Here is an 18,377-nt window from a genome sequence, read left to right as displayed (position 1 = left end):
GGTAACTTCAAATAATGTTGCGGTTCGTTAACATTTTAGTGTATCGATTGCATCGACCAATAATCAATCGATATCAAGGTTGTATTTAAATCAGTGATTGCCGGTGCGCGTCGACGTGGTTACTCGTAACGCAGGCAATCCACTGGCAGCAGCCGCGACGCCCTTCGTGCCGGATAGAAGCCAAAGAACACGCCGACAGCGGTCGCAAACCCGCACGCCACCACCACTCCGGTCATGGTGAGATACACCTCGAAGTCGGCGAACGTCGTGATCAGTGCCGCGCCGCCCGCCGCGATTGCAATCCCCACCAGTCCGCCTGCCAGGCAGATCACCACCGCCTCGGCCAAAAACTGCAGCAGCACGTCGTTGGGCCGTGCGCCGATGGCCATGCGGATGCCGATCTCGCGCGTGCGCTCGGTCACCGACACCAGCATGATGTTCATGATGCCGATGCCGCCGACGAGCAGCGAGATCGCGCCGATCAGGCCGAGCAGCAGCGCCACGCCGGCGCTGATCTTGTTGGCCGTCTCGGCGATGGTATTGAGGTTCTGCACCCGGAAGTCGTCGGGATCGTCGACACGGATCCGGTGCCGGCTGCGGATTACCTCCTTGATATCCTCGACCGCGTCGCCCATCGCCACGCCGGGCCGGCCCTGCGCATTGATGTAGTGGACGTTCTGCGGGAACGGCGATTTGACCAGGTTGGCGCTGGCCGCCGTGATCGGCACCAGGATCTGTTCCGACAAATCGGTACCGTCGGTCTGGCGGCCTTCGCCTGCCAGCACGCCCACGACCTGGAACGCGACGTTCTCGATGCGGAGCAAACGGCCGAGCGGGTCAGCGCGGTAGAAGAACTGGTCCGCCACCTTCTGGCCGATCACGACCAGGCGCGCGCTGGCGCGCACGTCGCCCTCGCTGAACAGCGTGCCCTGGTCCACCTTCCAGTTACGGATGGTGAACATCGCCGGTGTCACGCCGATCACCATGCTGCTGGCGTTCTCGTTGCCAGCGGCGACCCTGAAGTTGCCCTGCAACGCCGGTGCGGCGCCGGTCAGGCTGGGCAACGCGTTCAGGGCTTCGGCGTCGTCGAGGGTCAGCACCGCCACCTTGCCCTCGCGGGCGCGCTGCGCGGCCGTGCGATCGCCCCCAGGCATCACGTAGACCATATTCGTGCCCAGCATCTGCAACTCGTTGCTGATGAAGCGCTGCATGGCATCGCCCAGTGCCAGCAGCAGCACGACCGACGCGATGCCGATCACGATGCCCAGCATCGTCAATGCGGTGCGCAGCCGGTTTGCCGCCATCGAACGGAACGATTCGATCAAGACCTGGATCAGGTTCATGGCGCCACTCCCGCGTGGCCGCTCGCCAGTTGCAGGCCTTCGGCCGCAGGGCCGTCATACAGCACGCGCCCATCCTTCAGGCGCACCAGGCGCTGGCTGTAGGCGGCGACATCGGGTTCGTGCGTGACCAGCACGATCGTGATGCCGCGCTCGCGGTTCAGCGCGCCGAAGCTGGTCATGATGTCGTCGCTGGTGTGCGTGTCCAGGTTACCGGTCGGTTCATCGGCCAGCAGCAGCGGCGGATCGGTGACCAGTGCGCGCGCGATCGCCACGCGCTGCTGCTGCCCGCCCGAGAGCTGGCTTGGCGTGCGCCTGGCGAATTCGCCGAGGCCCACGCGCTCGAGCTCCTGCACCGCGCGCGCCTGCGCTGTCGCGCGACTCACACCGGCGTAGATCAGGGGCAGGGCGACGTTCTCCGCCACGCTCATGCGCTTGATGAGATTGAAACTCTGGAACACGAAGCCGATCGTGCGGTTGCGGATGTCGGCCAGTTCGGCGCGCCCGAGCGTGCGCGTGTCGACGCCGTTCAGCAGATACGTGCCACCCGTGGCCTGGTCGAGACAACCGAGGATGTTCATCAGGGTCGATTTGCCGGAGCCCGACTGGCCCATGATCGAGACGAAGTCGCCGCGCTCGACGCGCAGGTCGACGCCGTGCAGCACGGGCGTCTCGACCGCGCCGCTCAGGTACGTCTTGACCACGCCGCGGATGTCGATCAGGGCCCCGGTCATGGGTTCTCCGGCATGACCATCGAACGGGTGACGACGCGGTCGCCCGGTTTCAGGTCGCCCGACAGCACTTCGGTGTAGCGGAAGTTCGACAGCCCGGCGCGGATATCGATCGGCTGCGGCTGATTCATCGCGTCGAGCTTGTAAATCTTGAATATGCGCGTCGTGTCGCTGGCGTTGCGGAAGGCGACGTCGTCGTCCGTTACTGGTACCGGCATTGGCGCCGGCGCGGCGTCGGCAACTGCGACGGCGCCCGGCTTGGCATCCTTGTTGCGCTTGCGCTTGCGCTCTGCTTCCTGTTCTTCTTCCGACAGCCGGAAGCGCAGCGCCGTGGTCGGGATGCGCAGCACGTCGGGGCGGTTCGCCACCACCAGCCGCACCTGGGCCGTCATGCCGGGTTTGAGCAGTTCATCGACATTGTCGACGTCGAGCACCACGTTGTACGTCACCACGTTCTGCACCACGTTCGGCGCGAGGCGGAACTGGCGCATGGTGGCGGCAAACTCGCGCTCCGGGTACGCATCGACCACGAAGCGCGCCGGCAAGCCATCCTTGAGCTGTCCCACATCGGCTTCCGACACGCTGGTGTCGATCTGCATCTTGGTCAGGTCTTGCGCAATCTGGAACAGGTTCGGCGTCGTGAACGACGCCGCCACGGTCTGGCCCAGGTCGATGGTGCGCTTGATCACGACGCCATCGATCGGCGAGCGGATCACGCTGTTGTTCAGGTCTGCCCGCGCGCGGTCGTGCTGCGCCTGCGCCAGTGTCATATTGGCCCGCGCGACCTCCATCTCGCGCTTCGACTGGTCGAGCGCCAGGCCGGACATGAAGTTCTGCGCGACCAGCTGTTCGTTGCGCTCGAAGGTGGCCTGGGCCAGGCGCAGGCTGGCGCGCGCGGATGCGATATTGGCCTCGGCCTGGCGCACCTGGGCATTGAAGATGGTCGGCTCGAGCTTGAGCAGCACCTGGCCTTTTTTCACGCGGTCGTTGAAGTCGGCATTCAGCTCGGCCACGGTGCCCGATACTTGCGAGCCGACGTTGATCAGTGCGACCGGATTGATGGTGCCGGTCGCGGTGACGGTCTGGTTGATGGCGCCGCGGTCGACGACCGTGCTGCGGTATTTCGATGGCGGTACAACGTCGTTCTTCGGCTTGAACACGGCACCCGCAACTGCGGCGACGACGAGTACGGCAACGGCGATGACAACACGCTTCCTGGTGAAGATTTTCATTGTATGTATGCCAAATAAAATACCGGGTAAAGGTCGAGTTTGATGCACTGGTACAAGATTGGCAATGCATGACGCATATTCAGGCGCGCTTTCGGGTACATATGGCGGCCGATTCTGGAAGGAGGGCCGTGCCGATCCGCTAGAATGGCGTATTCCTTTTTTACCTGAGCATCATGACCCAAGACGAACTGAAACAAGCCGTAGCACGCGCCGCCATCGATTACGTGGTCGATGGTGAAATCATCGGCGTGGGCACCGGCTCGACCGCCAACTTCTTCATCGACGAACTGGCCAAGATCAAGGACCGCATCAAGGGAACCGTGGCCTCGTCCGAAGCCACCGCCAGCCGCCTGCGCGGCCACGGCATCCCGGTGTTCGACCTGAACGACGTCGAATCGATGGCCGTCTACATCGACGGCGCCGACGAAATCAACGCCCAGGGCGCGATGATCAAGGGCGGCGGCGCAGCGCTCACGCGCGAGAAGATCGTCGCATCGGTCTCGAAAAAATTCGTCTGCATCGCCGATGGCTCGAAGCTCGTCGAGACGCTGGGCGCGTTCCCGCTGCCGGTCGAAGTGATCCCGATGGCGCGCGCCTCGGTGATGCGCAAGCTGGCGGCCCTGGGTGGCCAGCCGAAGCTGCGCCTGAAGCAGGGGACCGATCAAGCGTTCATCACCGACAACGGCGGTGAGCTGATCGATGTCGCCGGCTTGAAAATCACCGATCCGGTGGCGCTGGAAGAGTCGATCAACCAGATGGTCGGCGTGATTGCCGTTGGCCTGTTCGCCAAGGCCGGCGCCGATGTCTGCCTGCTCGGCACGGCCGACGGTGTCAAGACCCTGTCGCTGTGAACGGAAACCCGACCATGAAACTCGCGCTGTCGCTGTCCGCGTCTTTGCTCGTTACTTTGTTGGGAGGTTGTTCTGTCTTTGGCAGCTCGATCGACCTGTCCGAGCCTGCTGTGGTTGCGCCGGCTGCATCGACCGATGTGACGGCAATCCAGCGCGTGCCGTTCAGGGTCGGGGAATCGTCGTACACGGTCGAGAAGCTGGCCAGCGCGCAGGCGTGCACCAGCACGCAGGGCGCGGGTTTGATGACCGATCCGGGGCCGATCGAGGTATACCGGATGCAGTGCCAGAACGGTCAGGTGTTCATGGCGCGTTGTGAACTGCGCCAGTGCCGGAAGATGTGAACGTTTTCCCGGAGCCCCTAACCTAAAAACCGTCATTCCCGCCTGCGCGGGAATGACGGTTTTTAGTGCGGTGGCTATCTAGTGCGGCGGCTAAATGCGGGCCTTGCTGTCCTGCTTACACCGGCGGCGGCACGTACCCCATCGCCTGATCGGCGCCATCGCCGAAGAAATGCTTCTCGAGCTGTGTCGCCAGGTATTTGCGCGCGCGGTCGTCGGCCAGGTTCAGGCGGTTTTCGTTGATCAGCATGGTCTGGTGCTTGAGCCATGCCTGCCAGGCTTCCTTCGAGACCTGCAGGTACAGCTTCTTGCCCATCTCGCCGGGGACCGGTGGATAATCCAGGCCTTCGGCTTCCTTGTTCAGTTTGATGCAGTGGACGGTGCGGGCCATCGAGTACTCCTGTTATGCGTCTAGGTAAAACCCGTATTATAAAGTCTTGATCAAGACCTGTGAGCGGCGCTGCCAGTTGTACATGTGCTGCCTGTCTTTCGGCAGGTCGTCCACCGTGGCCGGCACGAAGCCGCGCTTCTTGAACCAGTGCGACGTGCGCGTGGTCAGCACGAACAGCTTGGCCAGGCCGGCGGCGCGGGCGCGGTTTTCGATGTGCTTCAAGATGCGTTCACCGTCGCCCTGCGTCTGCGCGTCCTGGCTCACGGTCAGGCAGGCCATCTCGCCCATCTTCGAGCCGGGGAACGGATACAGCGCGGCGCAGCCGAAGATCACGCCATCGTGGTCGATCACCGAGAACTGGTCGATCTCGCGTTCGATGAGCTCGCGGCCGCGATACACCAGCGTGCCGTCGGCCTCCAGCGGCTCGATCAGCTTGATAATGCCGCCAACGTCCTCAATTGTGGCCTGACGCAGGCTTTCCAGGTTCTCGTGGCTGATCATGGTGCCCACGCCATCGTGGGTGAACACCTCGAGCAGCGCCGAGCCGTCCATCTCGAACGGGATGATGTGGGCGCGATCGACGCCGGCGTTGCAGGCCTTGATCGCGTGCTGCATGTAGAACGCGGCGGAGTCGGACAAAAAGCCCGCCTGGAGCACCGCTTCGGCCATGTGCGACGACAGCTCGCGAATCTCGGCGCCGGCCGCGTCGAGCATCATCGGCGCTTCGGTAATGAAGATCAGCTTGTCGGCGTGCAGCGCGATCGCAGCCGATGCGGCGACGTCTTCCAGCGTGAGGTTGAAGATCTCGCCGGTGGGCGAGAAACCCAGCGGCGAGAGCAGCACCAGGTTGTCTTCGGTCTGCAGGATCGGGTGGATTTTTTCGGCCGCGATCTTGCGCGTCACGCCAGTGAGCTCGAAGTCGACGCCGTCGATCACGCCAAGGGGCCGGGCGACGACGAAGTTACCCGAGACGATGCTGATCTGGGCGTTGGACATTGGCGTGTTGGGCAAGCCCTGGCTGAAGGCGGCCTCGATATCGAGGCGCAGTTCGCCGGCGGCTTCTTTCGCGCATTCGAGGGCGGCGGTGTCGGTCACGCGCACGCCGTTGTGGAAACGGCCCTCGACGTTACGCAGCGCGAGCTGTTCGGCCACCTGCGGACGCGAGCCGTGCACCAGCACGATCCGGATGCCCAGGCCGACGAGCAGCGACAAGTCTTGCGCCAGCACGGGCAGCGCGCCGGCGGCAACGAGCTCGCCGGGGAAGGCGACCACGAAGGTCTTGCCGCCGAATGCGTGAATGTACGGCGCGACCGAGCGCAGCCACTGGACGAATTGGGTAGGAGTTTCCATTTGCCGCATTATAATTCGCTGCGCGATGTGCGCACCAAAACCTTGTAAAAATCAATGTCTGAACAGAGTAACAAGCCTTCACGGCAACCGGCGCGCGAGCGCAATCCGCTGCCACCGATTACGTTTCCCGAAGATCTGCCGGTCTCGGGCCGGCGCGCCGAAATCGCCAGGGCGATTCAAGAGAACCAGGTCGTCATCGTCTCGGGCGAAACCGGTTCGGGCAAGACCACCCAGTTGCCGAAGATATGTCTTGAGCTGGGCCGCGGCGCGAAAGGCCTGATCGGCCACACGCAGCCGCGCCGTATTGCCGCGTCGTCCACCGCCAAGCGCATCGCGCAGGAACTGGGCACGCCGCTGGGCGAGCACGTGGGCTTCAAGGTGCGCTTCAACGACACGCTGCAAAAGGGCGCGTCGGTCAAGCTGATGACCGACGGTATCCTGCTGGCCGAAACGCAGACCGATCCGCTCCTGCGCAACTACGACACGATCATCATCGACGAGGCGCACGAGCGCAGCCTGAACATCGACTTCTTGCTCGGCTACCTGAAGCAGCTGATGCCGCGCCGGCCCGACCTGAAGATCATCATCACGTCGGCGACGATCGACGCCGAGCGCTTCGCGCGCCACTTCGGCAAGGGCGATGGCGAGAACCTGAAACCGGCGCCGGTAATCGAAGTGTCGGGCCGCCTGTACGCGGTCGAAGTGCGTTACCGTGCGGTCGACCGCGACCCGGTTGCTGGCGCGGGTACTGGTGCCAGCGCGCCCAAGCCGGGCGAGGCGCCGAATCTCGCGCCCAAGGCGCAAGCCGCGCGCGACAAGCGCGACCTGATGGATGCCGTGGTCGATGGCGTCGACGAAGTATGCCGCCTGGGGCAGGGCGACGTGCTCGTGTTCCTGCCGGGCGAGCGCGAGATTCGCGATTGCGCCGAGGCGCTGCGCAAGCACCATCCGCCGCACGTCGAGATCCTGCCGCTGTTCGCGCGCCTGTCCGTCGAAGAACAGGACCGCGTGTTCCGCACCACGAACGCGCGCCGCATCGTGTTGTCGACCAACGTGGCCGAGACCTCGCTGACCGTGCCCGGCATCCGCTACGTGGTCGACACGGGCCTGGCGCGTGTAAAACGCTACAGCTTCAGGAACAAGGTCGAGCAGTTGCAGGTCGAGCCGATCGCGCAGTCGGCCGCCAACCAGCGCGCCGGCCGTTGCGGCCGCGTGGCCGATGGCGTTTGCATTCGCCTGTTCGACGAAGACGACTTCAACAAGCGCCCCAAGTTTACCGAGCCGGAAATTTTGCGCTCGTCGCTGGCCGCGGTCATCCTGCGCATGAAGGCGCTGCGCCTGACCGACGTGGAGACGTTCCCGTTTATCGAGGCGCCGCAAGGCCGGGCGATCGCCGACGGTTATCAGTTGCTGCAAGAAGTGGGCGCGGTCGACGACACCAATGCACTGACGCCGCTGGGCCGCAAGCTGGCCAAGCTGCCGCTCGACCCGCGCGTGGGCCGCATGATCCTGGCGGCGCTCGACAACGGGTGCCTGACCGAGATGCTGATCGTGGCCTCGGCCCTGTCGACGCAAGACCCGCGCGACCGGCCTGTCGAATACCAGCAGCAGGCCGACGAGAAGCACAAGAAGTTTGCCGACGAGCGCTCGGAATTCCTCAGCTACCTGAAGATCTGGGCCTGGTTCGAAGACGCGATCGAGCACAAGAAAACCAATCGCCAGCTGCAGGAAAACTGCCGCGCCAACTTTTTGTCGCAGGTGCGCCTGCGCGAATGGCGCGACGTGCACTCGCAGTTGCTCACCATCGTGCGCGAGCAGGGCTGGCGCCTGAACGAGTCGCCGGCGACCTATGAGCAGCTGCATATCTCGCTGCTCACGGGTTTGCTCGGCAATATCGGCTTCAAGGCCGAGGACGAGCAGGCCGGCATCTACCTGGGCGCGCGCGGCATCAAGTTCCACATCTGGCCCGGCTCGACGCTGGGCAAGAAGGCGGGACGCTGGGTCATGGCGGCCGAACTGGTCGAGACCACGCGCCTGTATGCGCGTACGATCGCCCAGATCCAGCCGGAGTGGGTCGAGAAGGTCGGCGCGCATCTCCTGAAAAAATCGTGGGGCGAGCCGCGCTGGGAAAAGCGCCAGGCGCAGGTGACGGCGCTCGAACGGGCCACGCTGCACGGCATCGTGATCTATGGCGCGCGCCGCATCAACTACGGCCAGCGCAACCCGACCGAGGCGCGCGAGATCTTCATCCGCGATGCGCTGGTTGCAGGCGACTACGAAACGCGCCTGCCATTCTACATCCACAACCACAAGCTGGTGAAGGACATCGAGAACCTCGAGCACAAGTCGCGCCGCCAGGACGTGCTGGTGGACGACCAGCTGATCGCGGCCTTCTATGACAGCGAGATCCCACGCGACATCGTCAATGGCGCCGGCTTCGAGAAGTGGTACAAGGACGCGGCGCGCGAGAATCCGAAGCTGCTGTACCTGAACCGCGAAGAGCTGATGCGGCACGAGGCGGCCGGTATCACCACCGAGTTGTTCCCCAAGACGATGACCGTCACCGGCATCGAGATGGGGCTGTCATACCACTTCGAGCCGGGCAGCGTGCGCGATGGCGTGACGCTGGCCGTGCCGCTGTTCGCGCTGAACCAGATTCCGCAAGAGCGCGCAGCCTGGCTGGTGCCGGGCATGATCAAGGAAAAGGTGCACCTGCTGCTCAAGTCGCTGCCGCAAAAGCTGCGCCGCCACTGCGTGCCGCTGCCCGATTACGCGGCAAAATTCGTCGAGCGCATTCACGCCGCCGGCGCGTTCGGGCGCGGTGACCTGATCGACGTCCTGATCGCCGACGTGCGCGCGCAGACGGGCATCCTGGTGCTGACGGCCGACTTCAAGATCGAGACGCTGCCGGCGCACATGTTCATGAACTTCAAGGTGATCGACGAGCACGGTCGCCAGCTGGACATGGGGCGCAACCTGGCCACGCTGCAGGCCGAATTGGGCGGGCAGGCGCGCGAGAGCTTCCAGAAAATGGCCGAGTCGGCGCCGGCATCGAGCGCCGCGCTGGCGCAGTTGGCGCGACCTGGATCGCCTGCGGCTGCACCCGCGGGCAAAGGCAAGAACGCGCAGCCAGCCGCACCGGCGGCAGCGTCAGGCAAGGGCGCGGTAGCTGGCGCATCCACCACCAGCCAGCACACGGGCCTGACCGCGTGGACGTTCGGCGACTTGCCCGAGCTATTGGAGATCAACCAGGGCAAGCTGACGCTGATCGGCTTCCCGGCGCTGGTCGACAAGACCACCCACTGCGACCTCGAAGTATTCGACGACCCGAACGTGGCCGCGCGCACGCACCGGGTGGGCCTGCGGCGCCTGTTCGCGCTGCAGTTCAAGGAGCAGCTCAAGTTCGCCGAGAAGAATATCCCCGGCCTGCAGGGGATGGGCATGCAGTTCATGAGCCTGGGCTCGCAGGAAGACTTGCGCGACCAGATCGTGGCCAAGGCGATCGACATCGCCTGCCTGCAGGATCCGCTGCCGCTCAATGCGGCGCAGTTCAATGCGCGCCGTGACCAGGGCAAGGGCCGCATCGGGCTGTTGATCAATGAAGTCGCGCGCCTGGCGGGCCAGATCCTGGCCGAGTTCCACGGCATGCCCAAGCGCATACAGAGCCTGCCGCAGACGGTATCGGCGGATATCTCGGGGCAGTTGCAGGCGCTCGTGCACAAGCGCTTCATTGCGGACAACGAGTACAGCCAGCTGGCGCACTTCCCGCGCTATCTGAAAGGGATCAACGTGCGGCTCGAGAAGCTGCGCGGTAATCCGACGCGCGACGCGCAGCTGATGGCGGAATGGCAGACGGCGGCGGCGCAGTTCCAGCGTACGCTGAAGAATATGGGGTCGAAGAACAACGACCCGCGCATGATCGAGTTCCGCTGGATGCTGGAAGAGTTGCGGGTGTCGCTGTTCGCGCAGGAGTTGAGAACGCCGATGCCGGTGTCGGCCAAGCGCTTGCAGAAGGTGTGGGAGTCGATGCAGCGATGATGGCGGGCATACGGTTGGCGGCGCGACCGCCAGCCGTATGCCAATGACGCTCGATCAGCCGATATTACTGCCCCGGATCCGGCTGATGTCGTCGTCGGCGCCGAGGTTGCCCGCACGCGGATCGAGGCTGGCGCCGGATCCCTGGTTGGGTGACGAATCGCTCATGCTGCTGCCCGAGCCGGCCATGCTGCCGGAGCCCGACGTGCCCGACCCCATGCTCGAGCCCATCGAACCGCCGGCATAGGTAGCGCTGCCAGTGCCCGCGCCACCGACCATGCCACCCATCGGTACGCCCGGTCCCATCGTGGGCGCGCCGGAGCGGTTTGGATCGGTGCCATAGAAGCTGTGAATGCCGCCGGCCCAGGTGACGTCGCTCATGTCGGGCCAGGCGTCCTTGTCGAAGCCCGGCGCGGTCTTGAGGCGGTCTTTCTCGACGTTGAGCACGAAGCGGTGATTGACCGTATCCAGATGCAGCGCCTGCCATGGCACGGCGAACAGTTTCTCGCCCAGGCCCAGGAAGCCCCCGAACGCCAGCACGGCGTAGGCGACCTGGCCGGTCTGCATGTCGAGCATGATTTCCTTGATGTCGCCAAGGTCTTCTTCGTTGGCATTGACAACGCTGTCGCCAATCAGGGTGTCGGCGCCCATCAGCGATGGTCCGGGACCTGCATCGGTGGTGCCTTTGTACATACCGTATTTGTCGCGATCTGCGTAGCCCATACGTTCCTCCATGTCGGTTGACGTTCTGAACAATAACCGCGGTCATCCGACTGGGATGGACCATGGTCCTGTCCAACCATGATAGGACGCGATTGAATTGGGGCGCGCGCGCCAGCGCTTCTGGTCCGACGTTGTCGTCTTGCGACGGCAAAACGCAACAAACGAAACTAATGCGTTACAGAAATACTATTTTTACCGGTTTGCCTTGGAGCGATCAGTTACATTGGTAGATCGACAGGAATACGTTAATGGCAACTCTCATCCCATCACTCAGCGCCTGCACGGCGCGCATGACCTCTGGTGAACGGCGCTTCGCCTTGCGCCTGGAAGATAAACTCGAAGATGATTACCTGTGCTGGTATGACGTCAGCATCGGTGCGCGCAACCAGCATCCCGACTTCATCGTGTTTCATCCCGCACGCGGCTTGCTGGTGCTGGAAGTAAAGGACTGGCGCCTTGGCACCCTGGTCACGATCGACAAGCAGCAGGCAGTTATCGTCACCGACGCGGGCACCAAGCAGGTCATGAATCCGTTGGAGCAAGCGCGCCAGTATCTGTACGCGGTCACCAACAAGCTGGAGGGTGATCCGATGCTGACCTGGCCATCGGGCAGCTTGAAAGGGAAATTTTTCTTTCCCTATGGTTGTGGAGTCGTCCTGAGCAATATAACGCGCAAACAATTTGACGATGGTGCGTTGGGCGAGGTACTTCCGGAACACCTCGTTATTTGCCAGGACGAGATGATAGAGAGTGTGGATGACGAAGCGTTTCAGGCGCGGCTATGGGGCATGTTCCCCATCAAGTTCAAGATGAAGCTGTCATTGCCGCAGATCGACCGCGTGCGCTGGCATATGTTTCCCGAGGTGCGCATCGGCGTTCAGGCCGATCTTTTCGATGAGCATGGCCAGATCAGTACGGAAATCCCGGATCTCATCCGTGTCATGGACCTGCAGCAAGAGCAACTGGCGCGCAGCCTGGGTGAGGGACATCGCGTCATTCACGGCGTGGCCGGTTCCGGAAAAACGCTGATCCTGGGCTATCGCGCCGAGCATCTGGCCAAGCTTAGCCAGCGCCCGATTGCAATTCTTTGCTACAACAAGACACTGGCAGCCAAGTTGGCCGCCATGATCGAGCAAAAGGGGCTGGGCGATAAAATCGTGGCCATCAACTTCCACGCGTGGTGCATGCGCCAGCTTGAAACCTATCACGTCGAGAAGCCGGCCCGAACAACCGACCTCGATGCTTTTTTCGAGGCGTGCATCGACAATGTGATTCGCGGCGTGGACAGCGATCTGATTCCCCGGGGTCAGTACGACGCCGTACTGATCGACGAGGGGCACGATTTCAAACCGGCCTGGTTCAAGCTGATTGTGCAGATGGTCAACCCTGAAACAAAGTCGCTGCTGGTCTTGTACGATGATGTGCAGTCGATTTATCACACGGCGAAGAAGCTGAAATTCTCGTTCTCGAGTGTCGGCGTGCAGGCGGCTGGTCGTACCACCATCCTGAAACTCAATTATCGGAACACTGCAGAAATCCTGGCGGGGGCGCGCGCCTTTGCCGCCGAGCTGCTCACCGCGCACAATACGGAGGACGATGAGGCGCCCACGGTCCAGCCCATGAGCACCGGAAGGCGTGGTCCGAAACCGATCCTGGTGCAACTGCCAAGTTTGCAGAAAGAAGCCGAATTTCTGGCCGATAAGCTCGCTGCGGCAAGCAAGACCGGTACCGCATGGGGCGATATGGCACTGATTTATCGGCGCTATGGTGTCGGTAAAGTGCTGGCAGAGGTACTGCAGCGCCGCGACATTCCGTTTCAGTGGCAGCAGGCAAAAGGGGCGTCCTATTCTCCGGCACACGACAGCGTCAAGCTGATCACCATGCATAGCAGCAAGGGACTGGAGTTTTCACTGGTGGGCATTCCAGGCCTTGGCGCCGCGTTCAAAGAAGAGGACATCGTTGAAGACGAGGCGCGCCTGCTGTATGTGGCGATGACCCGCGCCACGCATGAGCTGGTCATGACGTGCGATGGCGTCACGGCCCATACGGACAAGCTCAAACGCGCGATGACGGTGTTGGAAGCGATGTGAGTGTGCCTGCGGATCGCGCGGCCAACCATGCTGCCTGACGCCTGCGGTTGTGAATAAGCGAGCCAGCGTACAGAAGAGCTGAGCAGTAATGGTTATTCTGCGAAGCAATTCTTCGGAGACCATCATGACTGTCATTTCACGCTGCAACAACGCCGGGCCACTGGGCCGCCTGATCCCGACCCGCTCGCTGGCGTCGCTCCTGGTACGCCTGCTGGGCCGCCGTTAAAACCGAACCGCCCGGCAGCACCAGGCAGCTCTGATAGCGGCCGCCTACGGCTGACCGCCGCCGCCCGCCACGCCATACACATGGCCGGTGGTGTAGCTCGATTCATCCGACGCCAGCGTGACGAAGGTCGCCGCCAGTTCGGCCGGCTGACCAGGACGCTTCATCGGCGTATCTTCCCCGAACTTCGCGCGGCCCTCCGGTGAATTGCCGCCCGCCAGTTGCAGTGGTGTCCATACAGGCCCCGGCGCCACGGCATTCACCCGAATCCCTTTGGATGCCATCTGCTTGGCCAGCGACTTGGTGAACGCCACCTCGAACGCCTTTGTTGCCGAATAGTCGAGCAGTTTTTCCGGTGGATCGTAAGCCGTTTGCGACGACGTGTTGATGATCACGCTGCCTGGCTTCATGTGCGGAATCGCCGCCTTGGTGATCCAGAACACCGCATACACATTGGTCTTGATCGTCCAGTCGAACTCGGCGCTGGAAATGTCGAGGATCGAATCGTGGTTCTGCTGGCGCGCGGCATTGTTGACCAGGATGTCGAGGCCGCCCAGCTCGCGCACCGCCGTTTCCACCATTTTCTTGCAGAATGCTTCGTCGCGGATATCGCCCGGCACCGCCACCGCCTTGCGGCCGGCGTCGCGGATCAATTGCATCACCTCGCGTGCATCCGGCTCTTCGGCCGGCAGGTAGCCGATCGCCACGTCCGCGCCTTCACGCGCATACGCGATCGCCGCCGCGCGGCCGATGCCCGAGTCGCCGCCCGTGATCAGCGCCTTGCGGCCGGCCAGGCGGCCGCTGCCGCGATAGGTAGTTTCGCCGTGGTCAGGGCGCGGCGTCATTTTGCTGGCCAGCGCGGGCCACGGCTGATCCTGGTTCGGGAATGGTGGGCGCGGATAACGCTTGGCCGCTTCGCGCGCGGCGCCGGCGGCTGGCTGGTTGCCGCCCGCGGCCTGTTGCGCCAGGGCCGGGACGGCGGCGGCCGAGGCGGCCACGCCGGCAGCCACGGTGCCGACGAAGCGGCGGCGCGATGACGCCAGGTTGTCTGTGCTCTGGTTGGCTGGCTTGTTGTCTTCCGAATGCATGCTTGCTCCTTGAATGTGGTGGGAGGGTGCCGATAGCGGTCACGACGTTGATGAAGATGTTAGTCGTTATCCAAAAGGCATGGTGTTCGGTAGCAGCGAGGAAAGAAAACCACAGCGGACTGCCAGATGTCGGGCATTGCCGGACGGAACCACGGTTATGGGGTAAGATTTTCCTTTACCGATTTTTCGTATTTACCATGGTGTTTCTCCAGAATCTGCTCGCCATCATGCTGCTGGCGCTGTGTCAAATCGCCTCTGGCGCCCCATCCGGATCCGGTTCCGACGCCATCGCCGCCGCCGTCCAGGCCGAGCCGGTATCGCGCGCCGAGTTCACGGTGGCCACGCGCAGAGTCTTCGTCTTTCGTGCCACGTTGCAGGGGCACGCGCCGCAAGACCGTGCCGAGGCAGCCGAGCGGCGGCTCGCCAAGGCCCTGGCACAGGCAGGCCCGCAACGCACGGGTGTGCATGCGATCGCCGAAGGCGTGCAGGTGCTGCTCGACGGCGCACCGTTGTTCCTGGTCACGCCGGACGACATCAACGGCCTTGCCGGCGACACGACGATCGATGTGGCGCGCGACAGCGCCGCGCGTCTCGAGCGGGCATTGACGACGCGCCGCGAAGCGAGCGACCCGCGTGTGCTGATCGAAGCTGCGGTGCTGTGCATCGGCGCCACGCTGGCGTACATGATCGTGCTGCGCGCGCTGGTGGCGCTGCGCAGTGCAATCAAGAGCCGCTTCGAGCGCCTTCTCAGCGTGCGGCTGGCGCGGGTCAGTTTTCGCAATGTACGCCTGCTGGACACCCAGCATTACGTGGGCTTCCTGCGCCAGGTGACGATGGCGCTGGTGTGGTCGCTGCGCCTGCTCGCGACTTACATCTGGATCAGCTTTTTGCTTGGCGAATTCGCCTATACGCGCAGCTGGGGCGAGTGGCTCAAGGGTTATCTGGTCGAGATGGCGGTGAACATGGGCCAGTCGATGGCGGCGGCGATTCCCGGCTTGCTGGTGGTGCTGGTGATTGCAATGATCGCGCGCCTGGTGATCCTGACGGCGGGCTCGGTCTTCATGCGCGTGGAAAGCGGCGAGCTCGAAGTGGGGTGGCTCGACCAGGACACGGCTGCGCCGACGCGGCGCCTGGTCAATATTGTGATCGTGCTGTTCGCGCTGGCGATGGCGTATCCCTATTTGCCTGGCTCGCACACCGCGGCGTTTCAGGGGGTGACGGTGCTGGCCGGCCTGATGGTGTCGATCGGCGCGTCGAGCATCGTCGCCCAGGGCGCGGCGGGCCTGATCCTGATGTATACGCGCTCGCTGCGCAAGGGAGAGTATGTGCGCGTGGGCGAGAAGGAAGGCACGGTGGTCGAACTGGGCATGTTCGAAACGCGCCTGCGCACCGGCAGCGGTGAAGAAGTCCTGATGCCCAACGCCTGGGTGCTGTTGAACACGACCAGCAATTTTTCACGCGACCATGATGGTGACGGCTTCGTCACCGAGGTCAAGGTCACGGTCGGCTATGACACGCCGTGGCGCCAGGTGCATGCCTTGCTCGATGAGGCGGCGCGCGCGACACCGGGCATCGCCACGCAGCCGGCGCCGTTCATCGTGCAGTCGGCGCTGTCGGATTTTTATATCGAGTATCGCCTGTGCGCGCATGCGGCGGCGCAAGACCCGCGTGGCCGCGCTGAGGTGCGCAATCGCCTGCACCAGCAGGTGCTCGACGTGTTCGACGCGCACGGCGTGCGCCTGACGTCGCCGCACTACCAGCATGTGGCACTGCGCGAAGGCTGGCCGGCGCCATGAAAAAGGCGCTGTCACCGTTATCTGTAGACAGACTGACTGCGATACGTAGCAATTGTTCGGCGGTCATTATCCGGCCGCCGTCAAGTGCCCACCACCAACCAGATAGTTCGGCAGGTAACGCGACGCCACGCCACGCCACGCCACGCCACGCCACGCCATTAAACCGTGCCAGCCAGGCGCGAAACCGGCTGTGATAACCGTTGACGTTTTGTACGTCGACGGCGAACGATAACAGCGCCAAAAAAACGGGTGACGCAGCATGGCCGCATCACCCGTTTTCAGGGCACTACAAAATCGCGCTGGATCAGTCGACGGTCGCGCCGCTGTCTTTCACGACTTTCGACCATTTCACGCTTTCAGCTTGCACGAACTTGGCGAAGTTCTCGGGCGTGTCGCCCACATACTCGGTGCCGGTGTCGGTCAGCACGCGCTGGAAGTCAGGCGTCTTCATGACTTTCTGTGCTTCGGCATTGATCTTGTCGACCACGGCCTTTGGCGTCTTGGCCGGCACGAACAGGCCATACCAGGCGTACGATTCGATCGGCAGACCGGCTTCGGCGAAGGTCGGCACATCCGGCAGCAGCGGCGAGCGCTTGTTGCCCGAGACGGCGATCGGTTTCACTTTGCCGCTCTTGATGTGCGGCATGATCGCGATGGTGCTGTCAAACATGATCGGAATGTGGCCGCCCAGCAGGTCGGAAATCGCCGGCGCCGAACCCTTGTATGGCACGTGGACCATGTCGAGCTTGGTCACGCCGCGGAAGATTTCGCCGGTCAGGTGCTGCGGGGTGCCGTTACCGGCCGACGCGTACGAGAACTGGCCGTTCTTCGACTTGATCAGGGCCAGCAGTTCCTTGACGTTCTTGGCGGGCACCGATGGGTGGGCAACCAGCACCAGCGGCGCGCGCAGCAGGTTGGTGACCGGGATCAGATCCTTGGCCGGATCGAACGCCATTTTCTTGTACAGGCTCGGGTTGATCACGATTGGAGCGCTCGAGGTGATCAGCATGGTCTGGCCATCCGGCTTGGCGCGGGTGACCGCTGCCGAACCGATATTGCCGCCGCCGCCGCCGCGGTTATCGATGACAAACGACTTGCCCAGCGTGGTCGTCAAGCCCTTGGCCAGCGGACGTGCCGCGATGTCCGACGGGCCGCCTGCCGGCCATGGCACGACGACGGTCACGGTGTCGCTCGGCCAGGTTTGGGCAAAGACGCTGGTGGAAAGAACGGTTGCTGCCAGAGCGAAGACGAGGGTTTTTCCGGTGGATGGGAAGACTCGCATGGTTTTGTCACCTCTATATAGTTAATTTGTTTCGATAACCTGCTGAAATGATTTTACACGAAGGGTAATGCCGGTTGCGTAATCGCAGATGTAATCTTTTGTTTCTTTATAGGAATTTTTACAACAGCTTATGGTGTGCGATTGGCGACAGGAGCGGCCACGGCGGCCACGGCTTCCCACACCACATTCGGCGTCCAGCCGGTTGCCAGCAGCGTGGCCTGCATCACGGTGGCGGCGTTGTCCTTCGCCGTGTTCAGTACCGTCGGCTGGCTGCAGGCGGCCTGCACCGCTTTCTGCGCCGTGGCCAGCACATTGTTCATGGCAGCGGTGCGCGTTTGCGCCGACGGCATGAACGCCTGCAGACCCTGGTCGGTGACTGCATAGAAGTACGAGCCGCCCTTGGCGCGCGGTTCGTGGTTGATGCGCGCCTGCAGCGGCGCGGGCGCCGGCAGCACGACCGTCAGCGTACGCGCCGCGTTATCGATATCCTCGTAGCGCGCCTGGCGCAGGTCAGTGGCCAGGGTGCAGTCGCCGCGCGCGACCAGCAGCACGCGGGTGCTGCCAAGCCGCACTTCCCATTGCGACCACGGGATGTCGACGGCATTCGGCTGGGTGAATTCGATCACGTCCGAGTAGTTCATCTTGAGCGACACCAGGTGTCCCATCTTTTCGAGCGACACCAGCGGCGGCGGCGCGGGCGCTTCATCGACCGGGCGCTTGATGAGGGCAAAGGTGATGACGGCGGCGAGGACGGCGACGAGCAGGAGCGGCAGGTGTTGCGATGGTTTCATGGGCGGACGGGGCAGGGTGCGTGGGCGGAGTCGGCGGCAGTGTATCCGATCCTGCGCATGGTCGCCGTTCGCGGGTGTACCTTGGCCGTACCTCAGGCATAATCGGCTTACCACAG

14 protein-coding genes and 1 pseudogene are annotated in these 18,377 nt (G+C 63.3%); 5 read left to right on the top strand and 10 right to left on the bottom strand.

The genetic code is table 11. From position 1 onward, the window contains the following. Window positions 1–119: 119 nt before the first annotated feature. Genes AB2N08_RS08400 through AB2N08_RS08390 form a run of 3 tightly spaced genes read right to left on the bottom strand, consistent with a single transcriptional unit; the run spans window position 120 to window position 3,303 of the window. Complete coding sequence (locus AB2N08_RS08400) at window positions 120–1,343, bottom strand: ABC transporter permease (RefSeq protein ID WP_367610184.1); 1,224 nt, start codon at window positions 1,341–1,343, stop codon at window positions 120–122. After that, window positions 1,340–2,074 carry an ABC transporter ATP-binding protein gene (locus tag AB2N08_RS08395; protein ID WP_367610183.1) on the bottom strand — a complete coding sequence of 245 codons (735 nt, stop codon included), beginning with the start codon at window positions 2,072–2,074 and terminating at the stop codon, window positions 1,340–1,342. Before AB2N08_RS08395 ends, AB2N08_RS08400 begins: the two co-directional genes overlap by 4 nt. Then, a complete protein-coding gene (locus tag AB2N08_RS08390) occupies window positions 2,071–3,303 on the bottom strand; it encodes an efflux RND transporter periplasmic adaptor subunit (RefSeq protein ID WP_367610182.1) in 1,233 nt (410 codons plus the stop codon). The genes AB2N08_RS08395 and AB2N08_RS08390 overlap by 4 nt, the downstream gene beginning before the upstream one ends. 173 nt (window positions 3,304–3,476) lie before the next feature. Between AB2N08_RS08390 and rpiA the strand changes: the two genes are divergently transcribed. Both rpiA and AB2N08_RS08380 read left to right on the top strand, forming a co-directional pair. After that, window positions 3,477–4,154 carry a ribose-5-phosphate isomerase RpiA gene (gene rpiA / locus AB2N08_RS08385; protein ID WP_367610181.1) on the top strand — a complete coding sequence of 226 codons (678 nt, stop codon included), beginning with the start codon at window positions 3,477–3,479 and terminating at the stop codon, window positions 4,152–4,154. Between the two features lie 14 nt (window positions 4,155–4,168). Next, window positions 4,169–4,495, top strand: coding sequence for a hypothetical protein (locus AB2N08_RS08380; protein WP_367610180.1), 327 nt, complete (start codon window positions 4,169–4,171; stop codon window positions 4,493–4,495). A 115-nt stretch (window positions 4,496–4,610) separates the two neighbouring features. On the opposite strand, the gene AB2N08_RS08375 is transcribed toward AB2N08_RS08380, so the two are convergent. Both AB2N08_RS08375 and argA read right to left on the bottom strand, forming a co-directional pair. Next, complete coding sequence (locus tag AB2N08_RS08375) at window positions 4,611–4,883, bottom strand: oxidative damage protection protein (RefSeq protein WP_367610179.1); 273 nt, start codon at window positions 4,881–4,883, stop codon at window positions 4,611–4,613. A 36-nt stretch (window positions 4,884–4,919) separates the two neighbouring features. Beyond that, window positions 4,920–6,233, bottom strand: a complete 1,314-nt coding sequence (gene argA, locus AB2N08_RS08370; protein ID WP_367610178.1) for an amino-acid N-acetyltransferase — start codon at window positions 6,231–6,233, stop codon at window positions 4,920–4,922. Window positions 6,234–6,287: 54 nt separating this feature from the next. Between argA and hrpA the strand changes: the two genes are divergently transcribed. Continuing rightward, window positions 6,288–10,271, top strand: coding sequence for an ATP-dependent RNA helicase HrpA (hrpA, locus tag AB2N08_RS08365; protein WP_367610177.1), 3,984 nt, complete (start codon window positions 6,288–6,290; stop codon window positions 10,269–10,271). A 54-nt stretch (window positions 10,272–10,325) separates the two neighbouring features. Here the strand turns inward: hrpA and AB2N08_RS08360 are convergent, their stop codons facing one another. After that, complete coding sequence (locus AB2N08_RS08360) at window positions 10,326–10,991, bottom strand: PRC-barrel domain-containing protein (protein ID WP_367610176.1); 666 nt, start codon at window positions 10,989–10,991, stop codon at window positions 10,326–10,328. Between the two features lie 248 nt (window positions 10,992–11,239). Here AB2N08_RS08360 and AB2N08_RS08355 point away from each other — a divergent pair, with 248 nt between their 5' ends. Then, entirely contained in the window at window positions 11,240–13,081 is a 1,842-nt protein-coding gene (locus AB2N08_RS08355; RefSeq protein WP_367610175.1) for a 3'-5' exonuclease, read from the top strand. Between the two features lie 270 nt (window positions 13,082–13,351). Here AB2N08_RS08355 and AB2N08_RS08350 read toward each other — a convergent pair whose 3' ends face one another. Beyond that, window positions 13,352–14,392 carry an SDR family oxidoreductase gene (locus tag AB2N08_RS08350; RefSeq protein ID WP_367610174.1) on the bottom strand — a complete coding sequence of 347 codons (1,041 nt, stop codon included), beginning with the start codon at window positions 14,390–14,392 and terminating at the stop codon, window positions 13,352–13,354. 197 nt (window positions 14,393–14,589) lie between these two features. Between AB2N08_RS08350 and AB2N08_RS08345 the strand changes: the two genes are divergently transcribed. Further along, a complete protein-coding gene (locus AB2N08_RS08345; protein WP_367610173.1) occupies window positions 14,590–16,188 on the top strand; it encodes a mechanosensitive ion channel family protein in 1,599 nt (532 codons plus the stop codon). 43 nt (window positions 16,189–16,231) lie between these two features. Here the strand turns inward: AB2N08_RS08345 and AB2N08_RS22945 are convergent. From AB2N08_RS22945 to AB2N08_RS08335, 3 genes and pseudogenes are all read right to left on the bottom strand, one after another. Then, window positions 16,232–16,411: pseudogene (locus AB2N08_RS22945) on the bottom strand (hypothetical protein); the annotation flags it as partial. An 81-nt stretch (window positions 16,412–16,492) separates the two neighbouring features. After that, a complete protein-coding gene (locus AB2N08_RS08340; protein ID WP_367610172.1) occupies window positions 16,493–17,470 on the bottom strand; it encodes a Bug family tripartite tricarboxylate transporter substrate binding protein in 978 nt (325 codons plus the stop codon). 128 nt (window positions 17,471–17,598) lie between these two features. Then, window positions 17,599–18,261: a DUF4230 domain-containing protein gene (locus AB2N08_RS08335; RefSeq protein ID WP_367610171.1), complete on the bottom strand. Its 663-nt coding sequence runs from the start codon at window positions 18,259–18,261 to the stop codon at window positions 17,599–17,601. Between the last annotated feature and the right edge of the window lie 116 nt (window positions 18,262–18,377).

This window comes from Massilia aurea, from assembly GCF_040790145.1.
Taxonomy (GTDB): Bacteria; Pseudomonadota; Gammaproteobacteria; order Burkholderiales; family Burkholderiaceae_D; genus Telluria; species Telluria aurea_C.
This window is presented reverse-complemented; position numbering and strand designations above follow the sequence as displayed.